General features: G+C 71.3%; 13 protein-coding genes. 9 read left to right on the plus strand and 4 right to left on the minus strand.

Translation table 11 applies throughout. The features are described from left to right. Positions 1 to 52: 52 nt before the first annotated feature. The 3 genes from J3P36_RS08860 to J3P36_RS08870 all read right to left on the minus strand — a co-directional run bounded on the left by J3P36_RS08860 (position 53) and on the right by J3P36_RS08870 (position 3,645). Entirely contained in the window at positions 53 to 1,015 is a 963-nt protein-coding gene (locus tag J3P36_RS08860; protein ID WP_307807013.1) for an acetylxylan esterase, read from the minus strand. Between the two features lie 46 nt (positions 1,016 to 1,061). Next, entirely contained in the window at positions 1,062 to 2,570 is a 1,509-nt protein-coding gene (locus tag J3P36_RS08865) for an alpha-N-arabinofuranosidase (RefSeq protein WP_210507242.1), read from the minus strand. A 67-nt stretch (positions 2,571 to 2,637) separates the two neighbouring features. Beyond that, a complete protein-coding gene (locus tag J3P36_RS08870; protein ID WP_210507243.1) occupies positions 2,638 to 3,645 on the minus strand; it encodes a LacI family DNA-binding transcriptional regulator in 1,008 nt (335 codons plus the stop codon). A gap of 277 nt (positions 3,646 to 3,922) precedes the next feature. Here J3P36_RS08870 and J3P36_RS08875 point away from each other — a divergent pair, with 277 nt between their 5' ends. The 7 genes from J3P36_RS08875 (at position 3,923) to J3P36_RS08905 (ending at position 12,182) form a co-directional block, all read left to right on the plus strand. Continuing rightward, positions 3,923 to 5,212, plus strand: coding sequence for an ABC transporter substrate-binding protein (locus tag J3P36_RS08875; protein WP_210507244.1), 1,290 nt, complete (start codon positions 3,923 to 3,925; stop codon positions 5,210 to 5,212). A 35-nt stretch (positions 5,213 to 5,247) separates the two neighbouring features. Further along, positions 5,248 to 6,258 carry a carbohydrate ABC transporter permease gene (locus J3P36_RS08880; RefSeq protein ID WP_210507245.1) on the plus strand — a complete coding sequence of 337 codons (1,011 nt, stop codon included), beginning with the start codon at positions 5,248 to 5,250 and terminating at the stop codon, positions 6,256 to 6,258. Then, positions 6,255 to 7,121, plus strand: coding sequence for a carbohydrate ABC transporter permease (locus tag J3P36_RS08885; RefSeq protein ID WP_210507246.1), 867 nt, complete (start codon positions 6,255 to 6,257; stop codon positions 7,119 to 7,121). The genes J3P36_RS08880 and J3P36_RS08885 overlap by 4 nt, the downstream gene beginning before the upstream one ends. 118 nt (positions 7,122 to 7,239) lie before the next feature. Further along, a complete protein-coding gene (locus tag J3P36_RS08890; RefSeq protein WP_210507850.1) occupies positions 7,240 to 9,513 on the plus strand; it encodes a glycoside hydrolase family 3 N-terminal domain-containing protein in 2,274 nt (757 codons plus the stop codon). A 101-nt stretch (positions 9,514 to 9,614) separates the two neighbouring features. Beyond that, a complete protein-coding gene (locus tag J3P36_RS08895) occupies positions 9,615 to 10,628 on the plus strand; it encodes a LacI family DNA-binding transcriptional regulator (protein ID WP_210507247.1) in 1,014 nt (337 codons plus the stop codon). Further along, positions 10,625 to 11,518, plus strand: coding sequence for a DMT family transporter (locus J3P36_RS08900; RefSeq protein WP_210507248.1), 894 nt, complete (start codon positions 10,625 to 10,627; stop codon positions 11,516 to 11,518). Before J3P36_RS08895 ends, J3P36_RS08900 begins: the two co-directional genes overlap by 4 nt. Positions 11,519 to 11,888: 370 nt before the next feature. After that, the gene (locus tag J3P36_RS08905) at positions 11,889 to 12,182 is read left to right on the plus strand and encodes a hypothetical protein (RefSeq protein ID WP_210507249.1); all 294 of its coding nucleotides are present in this window, start codon (positions 11,889 to 11,891) and stop codon (positions 12,180 to 12,182) included. A gap of 59 nt (positions 12,183 to 12,241) precedes the next feature. Here J3P36_RS08905 and J3P36_RS08910 read toward each other — a convergent pair whose 3' ends face one another. Beyond that, positions 12,242 to 12,625 (minus strand): hypothetical protein, encoded by a 384-nt coding sequence (locus J3P36_RS08910; RefSeq protein ID WP_210507250.1) that lies wholly within the window; start codon positions 12,623 to 12,625, stop codon positions 12,242 to 12,244. Positions 12,626 to 12,805: 180 nt separating this feature from the next. On the opposite strand from J3P36_RS08910, the gene J3P36_RS08915 reads away from it, so the two are divergent. Then, entirely contained in the window at positions 12,806 to 13,306 is a 501-nt protein-coding gene (locus J3P36_RS08915) for a MarR family transcriptional regulator (RefSeq protein ID WP_210507251.1), read from the plus strand. Continuing rightward, positions 13,279 to 13,920, plus strand: coding sequence for a cation transporter (locus tag J3P36_RS08920; RefSeq protein ID WP_307807014.1), 642 nt, complete (start codon positions 13,279 to 13,281; stop codon positions 13,918 to 13,920). The genes J3P36_RS08915 and J3P36_RS08920 overlap by 28 nt, the downstream gene beginning before the upstream one ends. Position 13,921: the final 1 nt, after the last annotated feature.

The raw sequence follows: 13,921 nt of genomic DNA on the forward strand, positions 1-13,921 counted from the left end.
GTGTCGTTCCCCCGCGGCGAGGACGCCTCCGGCGCGCCGAGCGGCATCCGCCCTACGCGAGCCGCTCCTTGAGGAACGCGAGCGCGCCCAGCTCGTCCTCGATGGCGCCGCCCTCGTGGCCGTTGAACGGCCACACGGTGATCGACTTGGGCCCCGCGTACTCGTGGAACGCGCCGAACACCGTGGAGGGCGGGCAGATCCGGTCCTCGAGCGCGGCCGAGAACAGCGCCGGCGCGGTCGCCCGGCGTGAGAAGTTGACGCCGTCGATGTAGCGCAGAGTGGCCATCGCCCGATCCACCTGATCGCGGTGGATGCGCAGGTAGGCCGCGACCTCGCCGTAGGGGTATGCGTCGGTCACCGCAAGCGCCCGCGGGAAGTCGCAGAGGAAGGGCACGAACGCCACGACGGCGGCGAGGTCGTCGCGGAGCCCCGCGACCGCGAGCGCGATGCCGCCGCCCTGGCTTCCGCCCTGCACGGCGATGCGGTCCACATCTACCACGTCGAGCGTGCGCACGGCGTCGACCGCGAGCACCGCGTCTGTGAAGAGGCGGCGGTAGTAGTAGTCGGCGGGCGAGCCGATGCCGCGGGTCATGACGCCGGGCACCTGGGCGCCGGTCGCCCCGAAATCGGACGTCTCGCCGCGGCTCCATCCGGAGCCCTGGCCGCGGGTGTCCATCTGCAGGTGGGCGAAGCCCGCGGAGGCGAGGAGCAGGTTCTCCGCGGGGTTGCCGCGCCCGCCGCCGTAGCCGACGTACTGCACGACGGTCCGCAGCGGCCCGGTGGCGCCGCGGGGCACCCGGAGCCAGGCGCGGATCGGCTGGCCGCCGAAGCCGGGGAACGTGACGTCGAACACGTCGAGGGTCTGCAGGCCGGCGTCGACCCGCTCGAGCACGACCTTCCCGCCGGCGGCCCGCGACTCGGCGAGCGTCTCCTGCCAGAACGCGTCGAAGTCGTCCGGCGCGGTCTGCTCGCTGCGGTACTCGCGGAGGGCGGCTTCGGGCAGGTCGACGATCACGGAGTCTCCTTGACGACGAGGGGGCGCGGCGAATCGGCGGGCGAGGTCACGCGAGCGCCACGGCGGTCCAGGAGACCGGGGGCAGCGTCAACTCGAGCACGCCGTCGGCGAGCGTCGCCGACGGGTTCTCGCGGAGGCCCACACGGGTGGGCTCCTCGGTGGTGTTCGCCGCATGCGGGTCGGAGTCGGCGAGCGTGAGGGCCTCGCCGATCGTCGTCACGTCGAGGCCCGCGAGCTCGATCGTCACCCGGACCTCCTCGCGCTCCGAGCGGTTGACGAGGAACACCGCGCCGGTCCCGGCCTCGGCGTCGAACGAGGCGGCGGCGTCGACAACCCCCACCCGGCCGTGCTCCTGCGTGTCGTACTCGGGCGTGTCGAGATCGACCTTCAGCGAGGTGCCCCGCGCAAGTCGCGACGTGACGGAGAACGGGAAGAAGGTGGACTTCCGCCAGGCCGGGCCTCCCGGCTCGGCGGCGATCGGGGCGATCACGTTGACCACCTGCGCGATCGAGGCGCTCGTGACGCGGTCGGCGTGACGCAGCAGCGACATGAGCAGGCTGCCCACCACCACGCCGTCGGCGACCGTGTAGGGCTCCTCGCTGAGGGGCGGGTTGAGCGGCCAGTCGTCAAGCCCCTTCGCGAGGTCCTGCGGCACGCGCGAGAGGTACCAGACGTTCCACTCGTCGAAGGAGATGGCGATCGTGCGCTCGCTCTTGCGCACCGACTTGACGTGGTCGGCGGTGGCGACGACGGACTCGATGAAGCCGTCCATGTCCACCGCGGAGGCGAGGAACGAGCCGAGATCGCCGTTCTTCTCCTCGTAGTAGGCATGGCAGGAGATGTAGTCGACGTCGTCGTACGTGTGCGAGAGCACGGTCCGCTCCCACTCGCCGAAGGTCGGCATCCCGGCTCCCGACGACCCGCAGGCGACCAGCTCGACGGTCGGGTCGACCTGACGCATGGCCTTGGCCGTCTGGGAGGCGATCTTGCCGTAGTCGTCGGCCGAGCGGTGGCCGAGCTGCCACGGCCCGTCCATCTCGTTGCCGAGGCACCACATCCTCACGTCGAACGGCGCCGGGCGGCCGTTCGCGATCCGCTGCTCGGCCAGCGTCGTGCCGGCGGGCACGTTGACGTACTCGAGCAGGTCCAGCGCCTCGAGCGGACCCCGGGTGCCGAGGTTGAGCGCGAGCATCAGCTCGCCGTCCACCTTCTCGAGCCACGAGGCGAACTCGTGCAGCCCGAACTCGTTGGTCTCCTTGCTGTGCCAGGCGAGGTTGAGGCGGGTGGGGCGCTGCTCGCGCGGGCCCACACTGTCCTCCCACCGGTAGCCGGAGACGAAGTTGCCGCCCGGGTAGCGGAACGTGCTGATGCCCATCTCGCGCACCAGCTCGATCACGTCGCGCCGGAAGCCCTCCTCGTCGGCGGTCGGGTGGCCGGGCTCGTAGATGCCGCCGTAGACGCCGCGGCCCATGTGCTCGACGAACCCGCCGAAGAGGCGGCGGTTGATGGGACCGACCGCCGAGCGGGGGTCGAGTTTGAGGCGGGCGCTGAGCATGGGTCTCCTTCGATCGGACAGCGTGTGGACGGGCTGGGACGGGCGCAGCAGGGGCGGCGCCGCGTCGTCAGCGAGCGGACGGTGGAGGGGCAGTGGTCGCGCGGCGCACGAGGCGGGTGGGGAGCCGGAGGTGGGTCTCCTCGGGCTGCTCGCCCTCGAGCAGGGACAGCAGGAGCTTCGCCGCCGTGGCACCGAGGGTCTGCATCGGCTGGCGGATGGTGCTGAGCGGCGGATTCGCGCGCGATGCCTCCGGCACGTCGTCGAAGCCGATGACGGACAGGTCCTGCGGGACGCTGAGGCCCATCGAGTTCGCCACCTCGATGATCGCGAGCGCCGACAGGTCGTTCGCGGCGAAGATGGCGGTCGGCCGGTCCTGCAGGGATAGGAGCGCCAGCGCCGGCTCGCGCGCCGTCTCCTGCAGATAGCGGCCGACGCCGACGAGCGAGGGGTCGAACGGGATGCCGGCCTCGCTGAGGGCCCGGCGGTAGCCGTCGTGACGGCGGATCGAGGACCGCAGGTCGGGCCGGCCGGCGAGGAACGCGATGCGCCGATGACCGAGCTCGATGAGGTGCCGGGTCGCCTGACGGGCGCCGGAGAAGTTGTCGGACTCGACCGTCGGCAGGTCGGCGGGTCCGGTGTGCGGGTCGATCGCCACCATCGGCATCTCCGCGGGAACGGTGACGATGGAGGGGGTGACCATGATCGCGCCGTCGATCAGGGTTCCGCTCAGCCGGCTGAGCGATTTCCGCTCCCACCCGTCGCTGCCGCCGAGATGCGTGCCGCTGTAGGCGAGGAGATCGTAGGAGGAGTCGCGGACCGCCGCGCCGACACCCTTGAGGATCTCCGCGCTGAACGGCTCGAAGTCGGCGACGAGCACGCCGATGACCCCCGTCCGCCGGGAGCGCATGCTGCTCGCGACGAGGCTGGACTCGTAGCCCATCTCCTGCACGAGGTCGAGGATCCTGCGCGCGGTCTCGGGCGCGATGCCGTACCGCCCGTTGACCGCCTTCGAGACCGTCGCCACCGATACGCCCGCCGCGGCGGCCACATCGTTGATGGTCGGTCGTCGTTGCACAGCCACATAGTAGGGCCTGGAAAAGGTTTTCGAAAACGTTTGACGACGTTGGAGGCGCTTGCGAGACTCGTCCGGACCGAGAGCCTGCAGGGCCGGTAGGGGAACTTCGAAACACGAGCGATGGCGCTGAGAACGGCGTCTCGCCCGCGAGCAGAGACTCCGCCGGTCGAGGATTCCCGGCGGCACGGCAGCGGCGAGGCCCGTTCCCGTGCGACTCCCATACGGGGCATCGCGGCTTCCCGCGGTGCCACTCAACGAAGAGAACAGGTTGAACCACATGAAGGCTAGATTCCTCGCCGGTTCCACAGCCCTGGTCTTGGGTGCCGTCGCGCTCGCTGGTTGCAGCGCCGGCGGCTCCGGAGACTCAGGCGGCGACGGGAACGTCAGCATGACCCTCTGGCAGAACTCCACGACCGGCCCCGGCCAGGAGTTCTGGAAGAACGCGGCGGCCGCGTTCGAGGAGGAGAACCCCGGCGTCACCATCGAGGTGCAGTCGATCCAGAACGAGGACCTCGACGGCAAGCTGCAGACCGCCCTCAACTCGGGCGACGCGCCGGACATCTTCCTCCAGCGCGGCGGCGGCAAGATGGCCGCGATGGTCGCTGCGGGCCAGCTCATGGACCTCACCGACAAGATCGACTCCGACATCGCGTCCGAGCTCGGCGAGGCCGCCCTCGGCGCCGAGTCGATCGACGGCAAGACCTACGCGATGCCCCTCACGATCCAGCCCGGCGGCATGTTCTACAGCCAGGACCTCTTCGCCCAGGCCGGTATCACCGAGACCCCGAAGACCATCGACGAGCTCGAGGCGGCTGTCGAGAAGCTGAAGGGCGCCGGGGTCTCCCCCATCGCCCTGGGTGGCAAGGACGCCTGGCCGGCGGCGCACTGGTACTACTTCTTCGCGCTGCGGGAGTGCAGCCCGGAGACGCTGGAGAAGGCGACCACCGACAAGGACTTCACCGACGAGTGCTGGATCAAGGCCGGTGAGGACCTCGAGTCCTTCGCCGCGACCGAGCCCTTCAACGAGGGCTTCCTGACCACCGCCGCCCAGCAGGGCGCGGGCAGCTCGGCCGGTCTCCTCGCCAACCACAAGGCGGGCATGGAGCTCATGGGCGCCTGGAACGCCGGCGTCATCGCGTCGCTGACCCCGGACGCCAAGCCGCTGCCGGACCTCGGCTGGTTCCCCTTCCCGGAGATCTCGGGCGGTGAGGGCGAGCCCGGCTCGATCCTCGGCGGCATCGACGGGTACTCGTGCTCCGTCAACGCCCCGGAGGAGTGCGTCGACTTCCTCAACTTCGTCGCGACCGCCGAGCAGCAGAGCCTGTACTACAAGGCGTTCAACACCCTGCCGGTGAACACCACGGCTCAGGAGGCCGTGACGGAGCCCTACCTGGTGTCCATCCGCGACGCCTACAACGCGGCCCCCTTCGTGTCCCAGTGGCTCGACACCCTCTACGGCCAGAACGTCGGCAACGCGCTCAACGTGGGCGTGGTCGACATGCTCGCCGGCAAGGGCGACCCGGAGTCGATCGTCAAGTCGGTCGAGGACGCCGCCAAGAAGGCGTAACCCGCCCTCTCTCAACACAGGAAGAAGAAGAAGAGATGACAGTACGCGAGAGCGCCGTCCCACGGCCTCCGCAGTCTGATCTCCTCGCGGCCGGGGGCAGCGCAGCGACGCTGCCCCCGTCCCCGCGGAAGGCCCGCGCCGACTGGCGCGGCCGCCTCGAGATCGCCCTCATGGTGGGGCCTGCCATGGCGATGTTCCTCGCCTTCGTGATCTTCCCGGTCGTGATGGCCGCCTACTACGGCTTCTTCAGCTGGCAGGGCTTCGGCATCCCGACCCAGTTCGTCGGCTTCCGGAACTACATCACGATCCTGCAGGACCCGACGTTCCAGGAGGCGCTGGCGCACAACGGGATCATCGTGGTGCTCTCCCTGCTGCTGCAGGGGCCGGCCGCGATCCTCCTCGCGCTCCTGCTCAACCGGAAGCTGCGGGGCCAGTCGCTCATCCGGGTGCTCATCTTCGTGCCCTACGTGATCTCCGAGGTCGTCGTCGGCACCGGCTGGACCCTGATCCTCTCCACCAACGGCGGCCTCAACGGCTTCCTGGAGAAGATCGGCCTCGGGGCGTTCACCCAGGACTGGCTCGCCGATCCCAGCATCGCCATCTGGACCCTGATGCTCATCATCACGTGGAAGTACGTCGGCTTCGCCGTGATCCTCTTCCTCGCGGGCCTGCAGGGCATCCCCGAGGAGCTGTCCGAGGCCGCGGCGATCGACGGCGCCTCGTGGTGGCAGATCCAGCGGCGGATCACCCTGCCGCTGCTCGGACCCACCCTGCGCATCTGGGCGTTCCTGTCGATCATCGGGTCGCTGCAGCTGTTCGACCTCGTCTACATCATCTGGGGCCAGTACGTCTCCTCGACGGCCGGCACCTCGACCATGGCGATCTACATGGTGACCAACGGCCGCAACGCCGGGAACTACGGCTACGGCAACGCCGTCGCGGTCGTGCTGTTCCTCATCTCGCTCGTCGTCGCGCTCATCTACCAGCGGTTCGTGCTCCGCCGCGACACCGAGGGCGCTCTCACCGGGGAAGGAAAGAGCCGATGACCGCGACGACCGCGGGCAAGCGCGAGGCCGTGGAGGCCCGCAACCCGATCCAGTGGGGCAACCCGGTGGCGTACGTGGTCGCCGCGATCACGATCGTCCTGATGCTCGCCCCCGTGGCGTTCATCATCCTGAGCGGCTTCCGCACCAATTCGCAGATCACGACGGACCCGGCCGGGCTGCCCGGCCCGTGGGAGATCGGCAACTACCTCGCCGTGCTCACCGGGGACATCTTCTGGCGCGAGGTGGGCAACTCGCTCATCGCCGCCGTCGCGACCACGGCCGGCGTCGTGATCCTGGGCCTGATGGCGAGCTACGTCCTCGCCCGCTACAAGTTCAAGGGCCGCGGCGCGCTGTACGCGCTGTTCGCCGCGGGACTCATGTTCCCGATGACCGTCGCGATCACCCCGCTCTACATCGTGGTGAAGAACCTCGGCCTGATGAACTCGCTCGTGGGCGTCATCCTGCCGCAGATCGCCTTCGCGCTGCCCACGACGATCATCATCCTGGTGCCGTTCCTGCGGGCCATTCCGGACGAGATCCAGGAGGCCGCGTTCATGGACGGCGCGAGCCGCCTCGGCTTCTTCTGGCGGATGGTGCTGCCGCTGTCCCTGCCCGGAGTCATCACGACCGGCATCCTGGCGTTCATCGGCAGCTGGAACAGCTACCTGCTGCCGCTGTTCATCCTCAACGACGAGTCGACGTTCACGCTCCCCCTGGGAGTGCAGGCGTTCTCCTCGCAGTACTCGGTGGACACGGCGCGCGTACTGGCCTTCACGGCGCTGTCCATGATCCCCGCGCTGATCTTCTTCAGCGTCTTCGAGCGCCGCATCGTCGGCGGCCTCACCGGGGCGGTCAAGGGCTAGTCCCTCCTCCCCTCGTTCGACCGGCGACCGCCGTCCACCCTCTTCACGAAGGAATACCGCTGTGACCACTCCGGAACTGCCCCCGGTGTCCGAGCGCGTCCGGAGCCTCCACGCCCGGATGACGCTCGAGGAGAAGCTCGCTCAGATCGTCGGCTACTGGGTCGACCAGGGCGGCGAGGTCGTCGCGCCCATGCAGGGTGAGATGGCGGTGTCCGGCCGCTACGAGGAGGCCACCGAGCACGGCCTCGGCCACCTCACCCGGGTCTACGGGACGCGTCCGGTCGACCCGGTGGAGCGCGCCGCCTGGCTGTGGGGCGAGCAGCGCCGCCTGAAGACGGAGACGCGGCTCGGGATCCCGGCGCTCGTGCACGAGGAGTGCCTCACCGGCCTCGCCGCCTGGCAGGCGGCGACCTTCCCGACGCCGCTCGCCTGGGGCGCGGCCTTCGATCCGGAGCTGGTCGAGCGGATGGGCGGCGTGATCGGAGCGTCGATGCGCGAGCTCGGCATCCACCAGGGCCTCGCCCCGGTGCTCGACGTCATCCGCGACCCGCGGTGGGGCCGCGTCGACGAGTGCATCGCCGAGGACCCCTACGTCGTCGGCACGATCGGCACCGCGTACGTCCGCGGGCTGCAGGGCGCCGGGGTGCACGCCACCCTCAAGCACTTCGTGGGCTACTCCGCGTCGAGGGCGGGCCGCAACCATGCGCCGGTCCATGCCGGCCCGCGCGAGATCGCGGACACGCTGCTGCCGCCGTTCGAGATGGCGGTGTTCGAGGGCGGCGTCCGGTCCGTCATGAACTCCTACGCGGAGATCGACGGCGCACCGGTCGCCGCGACGCCCGAGTACCTCACCGGCATCCTCCGGGACCGGTGGGGCTTCGACGGCGTCGTCGTCTCCGACTACTTCTCCGTCGCCTTCCTGAACAACATGCACGCGGTCGCCGCGGACAAGGGCGAGGCCGCGGAGCTGGCCCTCGCGGCCGGCATCGACGTGGAGCTGCCGACGGGCGACGCATTCCTCGCGCCCCTCGCGGAGCGGATCCGCGCCGGGCTGACGGACGAAGCACTGGTCGACCGCGCGGTGCTGCGGCTGCTCTCCGAGAAGGAGGAGCTCGGCCTGCTCGACGAGACGTTCGAGAACCCGCCGACCGAGATCGACCTCGACACCCCCGAGCACCGGACCATCGCGCGGCAGCTCGCGGAGGAGTCGCTCGTCCTGCTGACGAACGACGGGGTGCTGCCGCTCACCGGGACCCCGGCCGTGGAGCGCATCGCCCTCATCGGGCCCAACGGCGACTCGGCCGAGGCCCTCATGGGCTGCTACTCGTTCGCCAACCACGTGCTGGCGCACCACCCGGGCACCCCGATCGGGTTCGAGATCCCGACCCTGCTCGAGGCGCTGAAGGGCGAGCTGCCGTCTAGCGCGGTCACCTACACCGAGGGCTCCGACGTCGAGGGCGACGACCGGTCGCGCATCCCCGCCGCCGTCGAGGCAGCACGCGACGCCTCGGTCGCCGTCGTGGTGGTCGGCGACCGGGCAGGCCTGTTCGGTCGCGGCACCGTGGGTGAGGGCAACGACGTGGAGAGCCTCGACCTCCCCGGCGTCCAGCGCGAGCTGGTCGAGGCGGTCGTCGCCACCGGCACGCCCGTCGTCATGGTCGTCCTGTCCGGGCGGCCCTATGCGCTCGACTGGGCGGTGAGCGGCCCCACCGCTCCCGCCGCCGTGCTGCAGGCCTTCTTCCCCGGCGAGGAGGGTGCGCCGGCGATCGCCGCGGTCCTCTCCGGCGCGGTCGCACCCTCCGGGCACCTGCCCGTCTCGATGCCGCGGTCGGCGGGCGCCCAGCCGTACAGCTACCTGCACCCGATCCTCGGCGGCTCGTCGGAGATCACGAGCGCGGACAGCACCCCGGTCCTGCCCTTCGGCCACGGACTCGGCTACACGACGTTCGAGCGCAGCCGCCTCGAGAGCGACGCGCACGTCGCGGCCGGGGACTCCTTCACGGCGAGCGTCCGGGTGCGGAACACGGGCTCCCGCGCCGGCACCGACCTCGTCCAGCTCTACGCGCGCGACCTCTACGCGAGCATCACCCGTCCCGTCGCCCAGCTCCTCGCCTACCGGCGCGTGACGCTCGAGCCGGGCGAGGAGGCGACGGTCACCTTCTCGGTGCCCACCACCCGGCTCGCCTTCAGCGACTCGGCCTACCGCCGCATCGTCGAGCCCGGCGAGGTGGAGCTGTGGGTCGGAGGGTCGTGCGCGGACAAGGAGACGACCGGCGGCGTCACCATCCTCGGCCCCGTGCACGAGGTCGGCCTCGGCGACCGGCGCATCGCGACCAGCGAGGTGCGTCTCAGCCAGGCGGACGCGGAGCTGTCGGCAGCCGGCTCCAACTGAGACGGGCCGGACCGGCGGATGCGCGGGCCACGGGAGGCGCGGCGGGGAGACCCGGCCGCGGCGCCCGTGGCCCGCGCCGTCTCCGCAAGTAGGCTCCTCGGGTGACAGATGCCGCGCGAACGGACCGGGTGACCTTGAGCGCGGTCGCCGCTGAGGCCGGCGTCTCCCTGTCCACGATCTCCAAGGTGCTGAACGGGCGGGCCGACGTGTCCCCCGGCACCCGGGCGAAGGTCGAGCAGCTCATCGAGCAGCACGGCTACACCCGCCGCGGCGCCGCGACGCAGCGCTCCACGCTCGTCGAGATCGTCTTCCACGAGCTGGAGAGCCCGTGGGCTCTCGAGCTCATCCAGGGCGCTGGCACCGCCGCCCGGGAACGCGGCATGAGCCTCGTCCTCACCGAGAGCGGCGACCGGCACTCCCCGGGTGCCGGCTGGATCGACGGCGTCCTGCAGCGCCGGCCGGCGGGCGTGATCCTCGTCGTCTCCGACCTCGCCGCCTCGCACAAGGAGCAGCTGCGCTCGCGCGGCATCCCCTTCGTCCTCATCGATCCCGCCGGTGACCCCTCCCCCGACGTGCCGTCGGTCGGGTCCGCGAACTGGTCGGGCGGCCTCGCGGCGACCCGCCACCTCATCGAGCTCGGCCATCGGCGCATCGCCGCCATCACCGGGCCGGAGGACATGATGGCCTCGCGCGCGCGGCTCGACGGCTTCCGCACTGCGATGCACGCGGCGAACCTCGAGATCGACCCGGCTCTGCTGGCGTTCGGCAACTTCAACGTCGACGGCGGGCGCGACGCGGCTCTGCGGATGCTGGCCTCCGACGATCCGCCGACCGCGGTCTTCGCCGGCAGCGACCTGCAGGCCTTCGGCGTCCTCGACGCGGCGCGGACGCTCGGCCTGCACGTGCCGAAGGACCTCTCGGTGGTCGGCTACGACGACCTGCCCCAGGCGAGCTACTCGATCCCGCGCCTGACGACGATCCACCAGCCGCTGCGCGACATGGCGGAGATCGCGATCCGCCTGGTGCTCGAGCCGGAGGAGGACGGTCCGCCGGCGCGACTCGACCTCGCCACGCACCTCGTCGTGCGGGACAGCACCGCACCCCTCCCCGGGTGACCCCCGCCCCCCGCGTCTCCGGGCGCACGGTCGGCGTCGCGACGCAGCTCGGCACCGAGGTGAGCATCAACTTCGGGTCGTCCCTCGCGGGAGTCGTCATCCCCCTCGTCGGCTCGCCGGTCGTCGTGGCCGTGCGACAGCTGGTCACCGTGCTCACCATCGGGCCGTTCTACCGGCCCCGCCGGGGAGATCTCCGCTGGCGCCGGCTCTGGCCCGCGGTGCTGCTCGGGATCGACGTCGCGGTGATGAACCTCGCGTTCTACGAGTCCGTGCACCTGCTCGGCCTCGGCATCGCCGCCACGATCGAGTTCCTGGGGCCGCTCGCGGTCGCGCTCGTCACCTCGCGGCGGTGGCTCGACGTCCTCTGCGCGCTCGTCGCTGCCGTCGGCGTGGTGCTCCTCACCGGACTCGACGGCCGCATCGACCCGTGGGGCGTCGTGCTCGCCCTGAACGCCGCAGCGGCGTGGGCGGGCTACATCCTGCTCACGCGCAAGGTGGCGCTCACCCTGCCGGGTCTCGAGGGCCTCACGGTGGGGAGCATCGTCAGCCTGGCGCTGCTCGTCCCGCTCGCCGTCGCGACGCTCACGCTCGAGCGGCTGTCCCTGCCGGTGCTCGCCCTGCTCGCCGCGATCGGGGTGCTCTCGTCCGCGCTGCCCTACAGCCTCGACACGTTCATCCTGCGGCGCCTCACAGCGCGGCTGTATGCAGTCATCACGTCGTTCGGCCCCGTGATCGCCGCGGTGTTCGGCGCCCTCGTGCTGGGCGAGCGCTTCACGGCGGTCGAGGTCGCCGCGATCGCCCTGGTCTGCGGCGCCGCCGGCACCGCGATGGCGACCCAGCGCGACCAGCCGGCGAGCGACCTGGAGCGGACGGCGGAGGCCGTCGCGTAGAGCTCCGCAGGCGGCTCTACCGCACGGGCGGAACAGCTCGCAACCCTCTGGCCGGAACGTTTCGACCCTGGTTGCATTGCTCTTGCGCCGGTCTCCGCGACCGGGAGCCACCCGAAACCCCACCCGATGCGAAGTCCCCGGGATCCGCTCGCTCGAGCAGATCCCGGGGACTCTCGTCTGCAGGACGACACCGCTGATGCGGGAAGAGGGAGGCCCCGAGCCACCCGAAGACCGGGGCCTCCTGAAGTGCGCCCCGTTGGCACCCACCATCAGGCACGCGACCTTGATCCTAGGGCCTCCGGGTAAGTCGCTTCGACCCCCAAATCCCGGCCCCGGGATGCCGCCGAGCACCGACGTAGGGTGGAACACCGTGATGCGCTTCTTCTACGGTGGGCGGAACTTCCTCGCCGGTCAGGACGCCGTGACACTCCTGCTCGACTACTCGGCGGCCCTGGCGAGAGCGCGCAGCGCCGACGTGGTGCAGCTGCGCACGGTCGACCCGGACGGCACGGTCGAAGAGGTCTCCCTCGTGGTCGGCGCCGGCATCCCGATCGTGGGCGAGACGTCCCACGCAGTGGGTCCCGGCCCCGCGAACGCCCTCGTCATCGACTACATGACGCGCGAGCTCGAGCGCCTGCGCCGGCAGCAGCCGCCCACCGACTGACACTCGAGCGGAGGCCGGCCCCGCTTCCCCCCGGGACCGGCCTGCTCGAGACGGCGTCCCTAGCGGAGGAACACCAGGTCGCAGCTCCGGCAGCTCGCGTAGGAGGAGGCGCGCTCACCCTCCCGCACCAGCTCGGAGCCGCAGTTCGGGCAGGCGACCGCTTCGCCGAAGACGAGCTCCCCCTCGTCGTTCTCGGCCGCGAGCGTCCGCTCAGGGGCCTCCGCCTGCTCGACGCACGCGGTCACCGCGAGAGCGACGCGGTCGAACGGGCCGAGGCGCGGGAAGCCGGACACGCACGGATACGCGTAGAGCCCCCCGGCCTCGCGCAGCACGACGCCCAGCGTCCGCTCACCTCGGGAGACCAGCAGGTCCCCGTTCTCCGTCGGAGCGGCGACGACCGTGATCCCCGACTCGATTCCCCCCGGAATGTGCTCTGCGCTCATGACCCTCGCGGCGCCGGCTTCTGTGACGGCCGCCGCATCCCCCTTCCACCCGACCGGGAGAGGTTACGCCGAAGCGCCACGGGAATCAAATGTCTTGGAGGTCGAGTTTCTCGACCCCGACGCTGAAACCGGTTTACAGTGGAAGGGCGGCAGCCGGCCGCGCAGGGGAGGCGGACGCACGTGAACGACCAGGACGACCGCCTGAGCGCCGTCGCCGAGGCCCGCCCGGAGGTCCGCGACGCCGTGGAGGCCGTGTCCTCCCTCGTGCGCAGCTCCGACGGGTTCCGCCATCGCGCCGCGGAAGAAGCCCAGGTGGGCCTCACCGAGCTGCGCGCGCTCGGCCGCATCATGGTGGCGGGGAGCCTCAGCCCGAAGCAGCTGGCCGAGGCCCTCGACCTCACCACCGGCACGGTGACCGCCCTGCTCGATCGTCTCGAGCGCGCCGGCCTCGTCGCACGGACCCCGCACCCGCGGGACCGCCGGATGCTGCAGATCTCGCTCACTCCGCTGGGTCACGACCGGTACAGCGGCGTCCTCGCCAACTGGGACCGCCAGGTGATCGCGGCCGCCGAGGCGATGCCCCCCGAGGCCCTGCTGGCGACGGTGAAGTTCCTGCGGCGACTCGAGGGGCTCATCACGCACGAGCACAGCCTGTGGGGCACCGGCGGGGCGTCCGCCTGACCACCTCACCGGTCGAAGCGGAGGACGGCAGGACCGCGGCGCTGCGCCGCACCGTCCTGCTGGTCGCCCTGCTGAATCTCGCGTACTTCGGCGTCGAGGCGGCGGTCGCGGGCCTGATCGGCTCGGTATCGCTGCTCGCCGACAGCATCGACTTCCTCGAGGACACGAGCATCAACCTGCTCGTCTTCGTCGCGTCGGCGTGGTCCCTGCGCAACCGGTCGCGAGCCGGCACCGTGCTCGCCGCGCTCATCCTCGTCCCCACGGTGACCACGCTGTGGACGGCGGGAGCGAAGATCCTCGATCCCGCTCCGCCCGACGCGGCGCCGCTCACGCTGACGGCGGCCGGAGCGCTCGCCGTCAACCTCCTCTGCGCCGTCCTGCTCGCCCGGCACCGGCGCCAGGCCGGCAGCCTCGCCCGCGGCGCTTGGCTGTCCGCCCGAAACGACGCTCTCGCGAACATCGCCATGATCGGCGCCGGCCTGCTCACGATCCCCCTCGCGTCCGCCTGGCCGGACATCGCGGCTGGCCTCGGCATCGGTCTGCTCAATGCCGGCGCGGCCTGGGAGGTGCGCCGGGCGGCTCGCGCCGAGCGGTCGGAGGCGCCCCGCGCGTGAC

Source organism: Naasia sp. SYSU D00057, from assembly GCF_017916505.1.
In the GTDB taxonomy this organism is placed as follows: domain Bacteria; phylum Actinomycetota; class Actinomycetes; order Actinomycetales; family Microbacteriaceae; genus Naasia.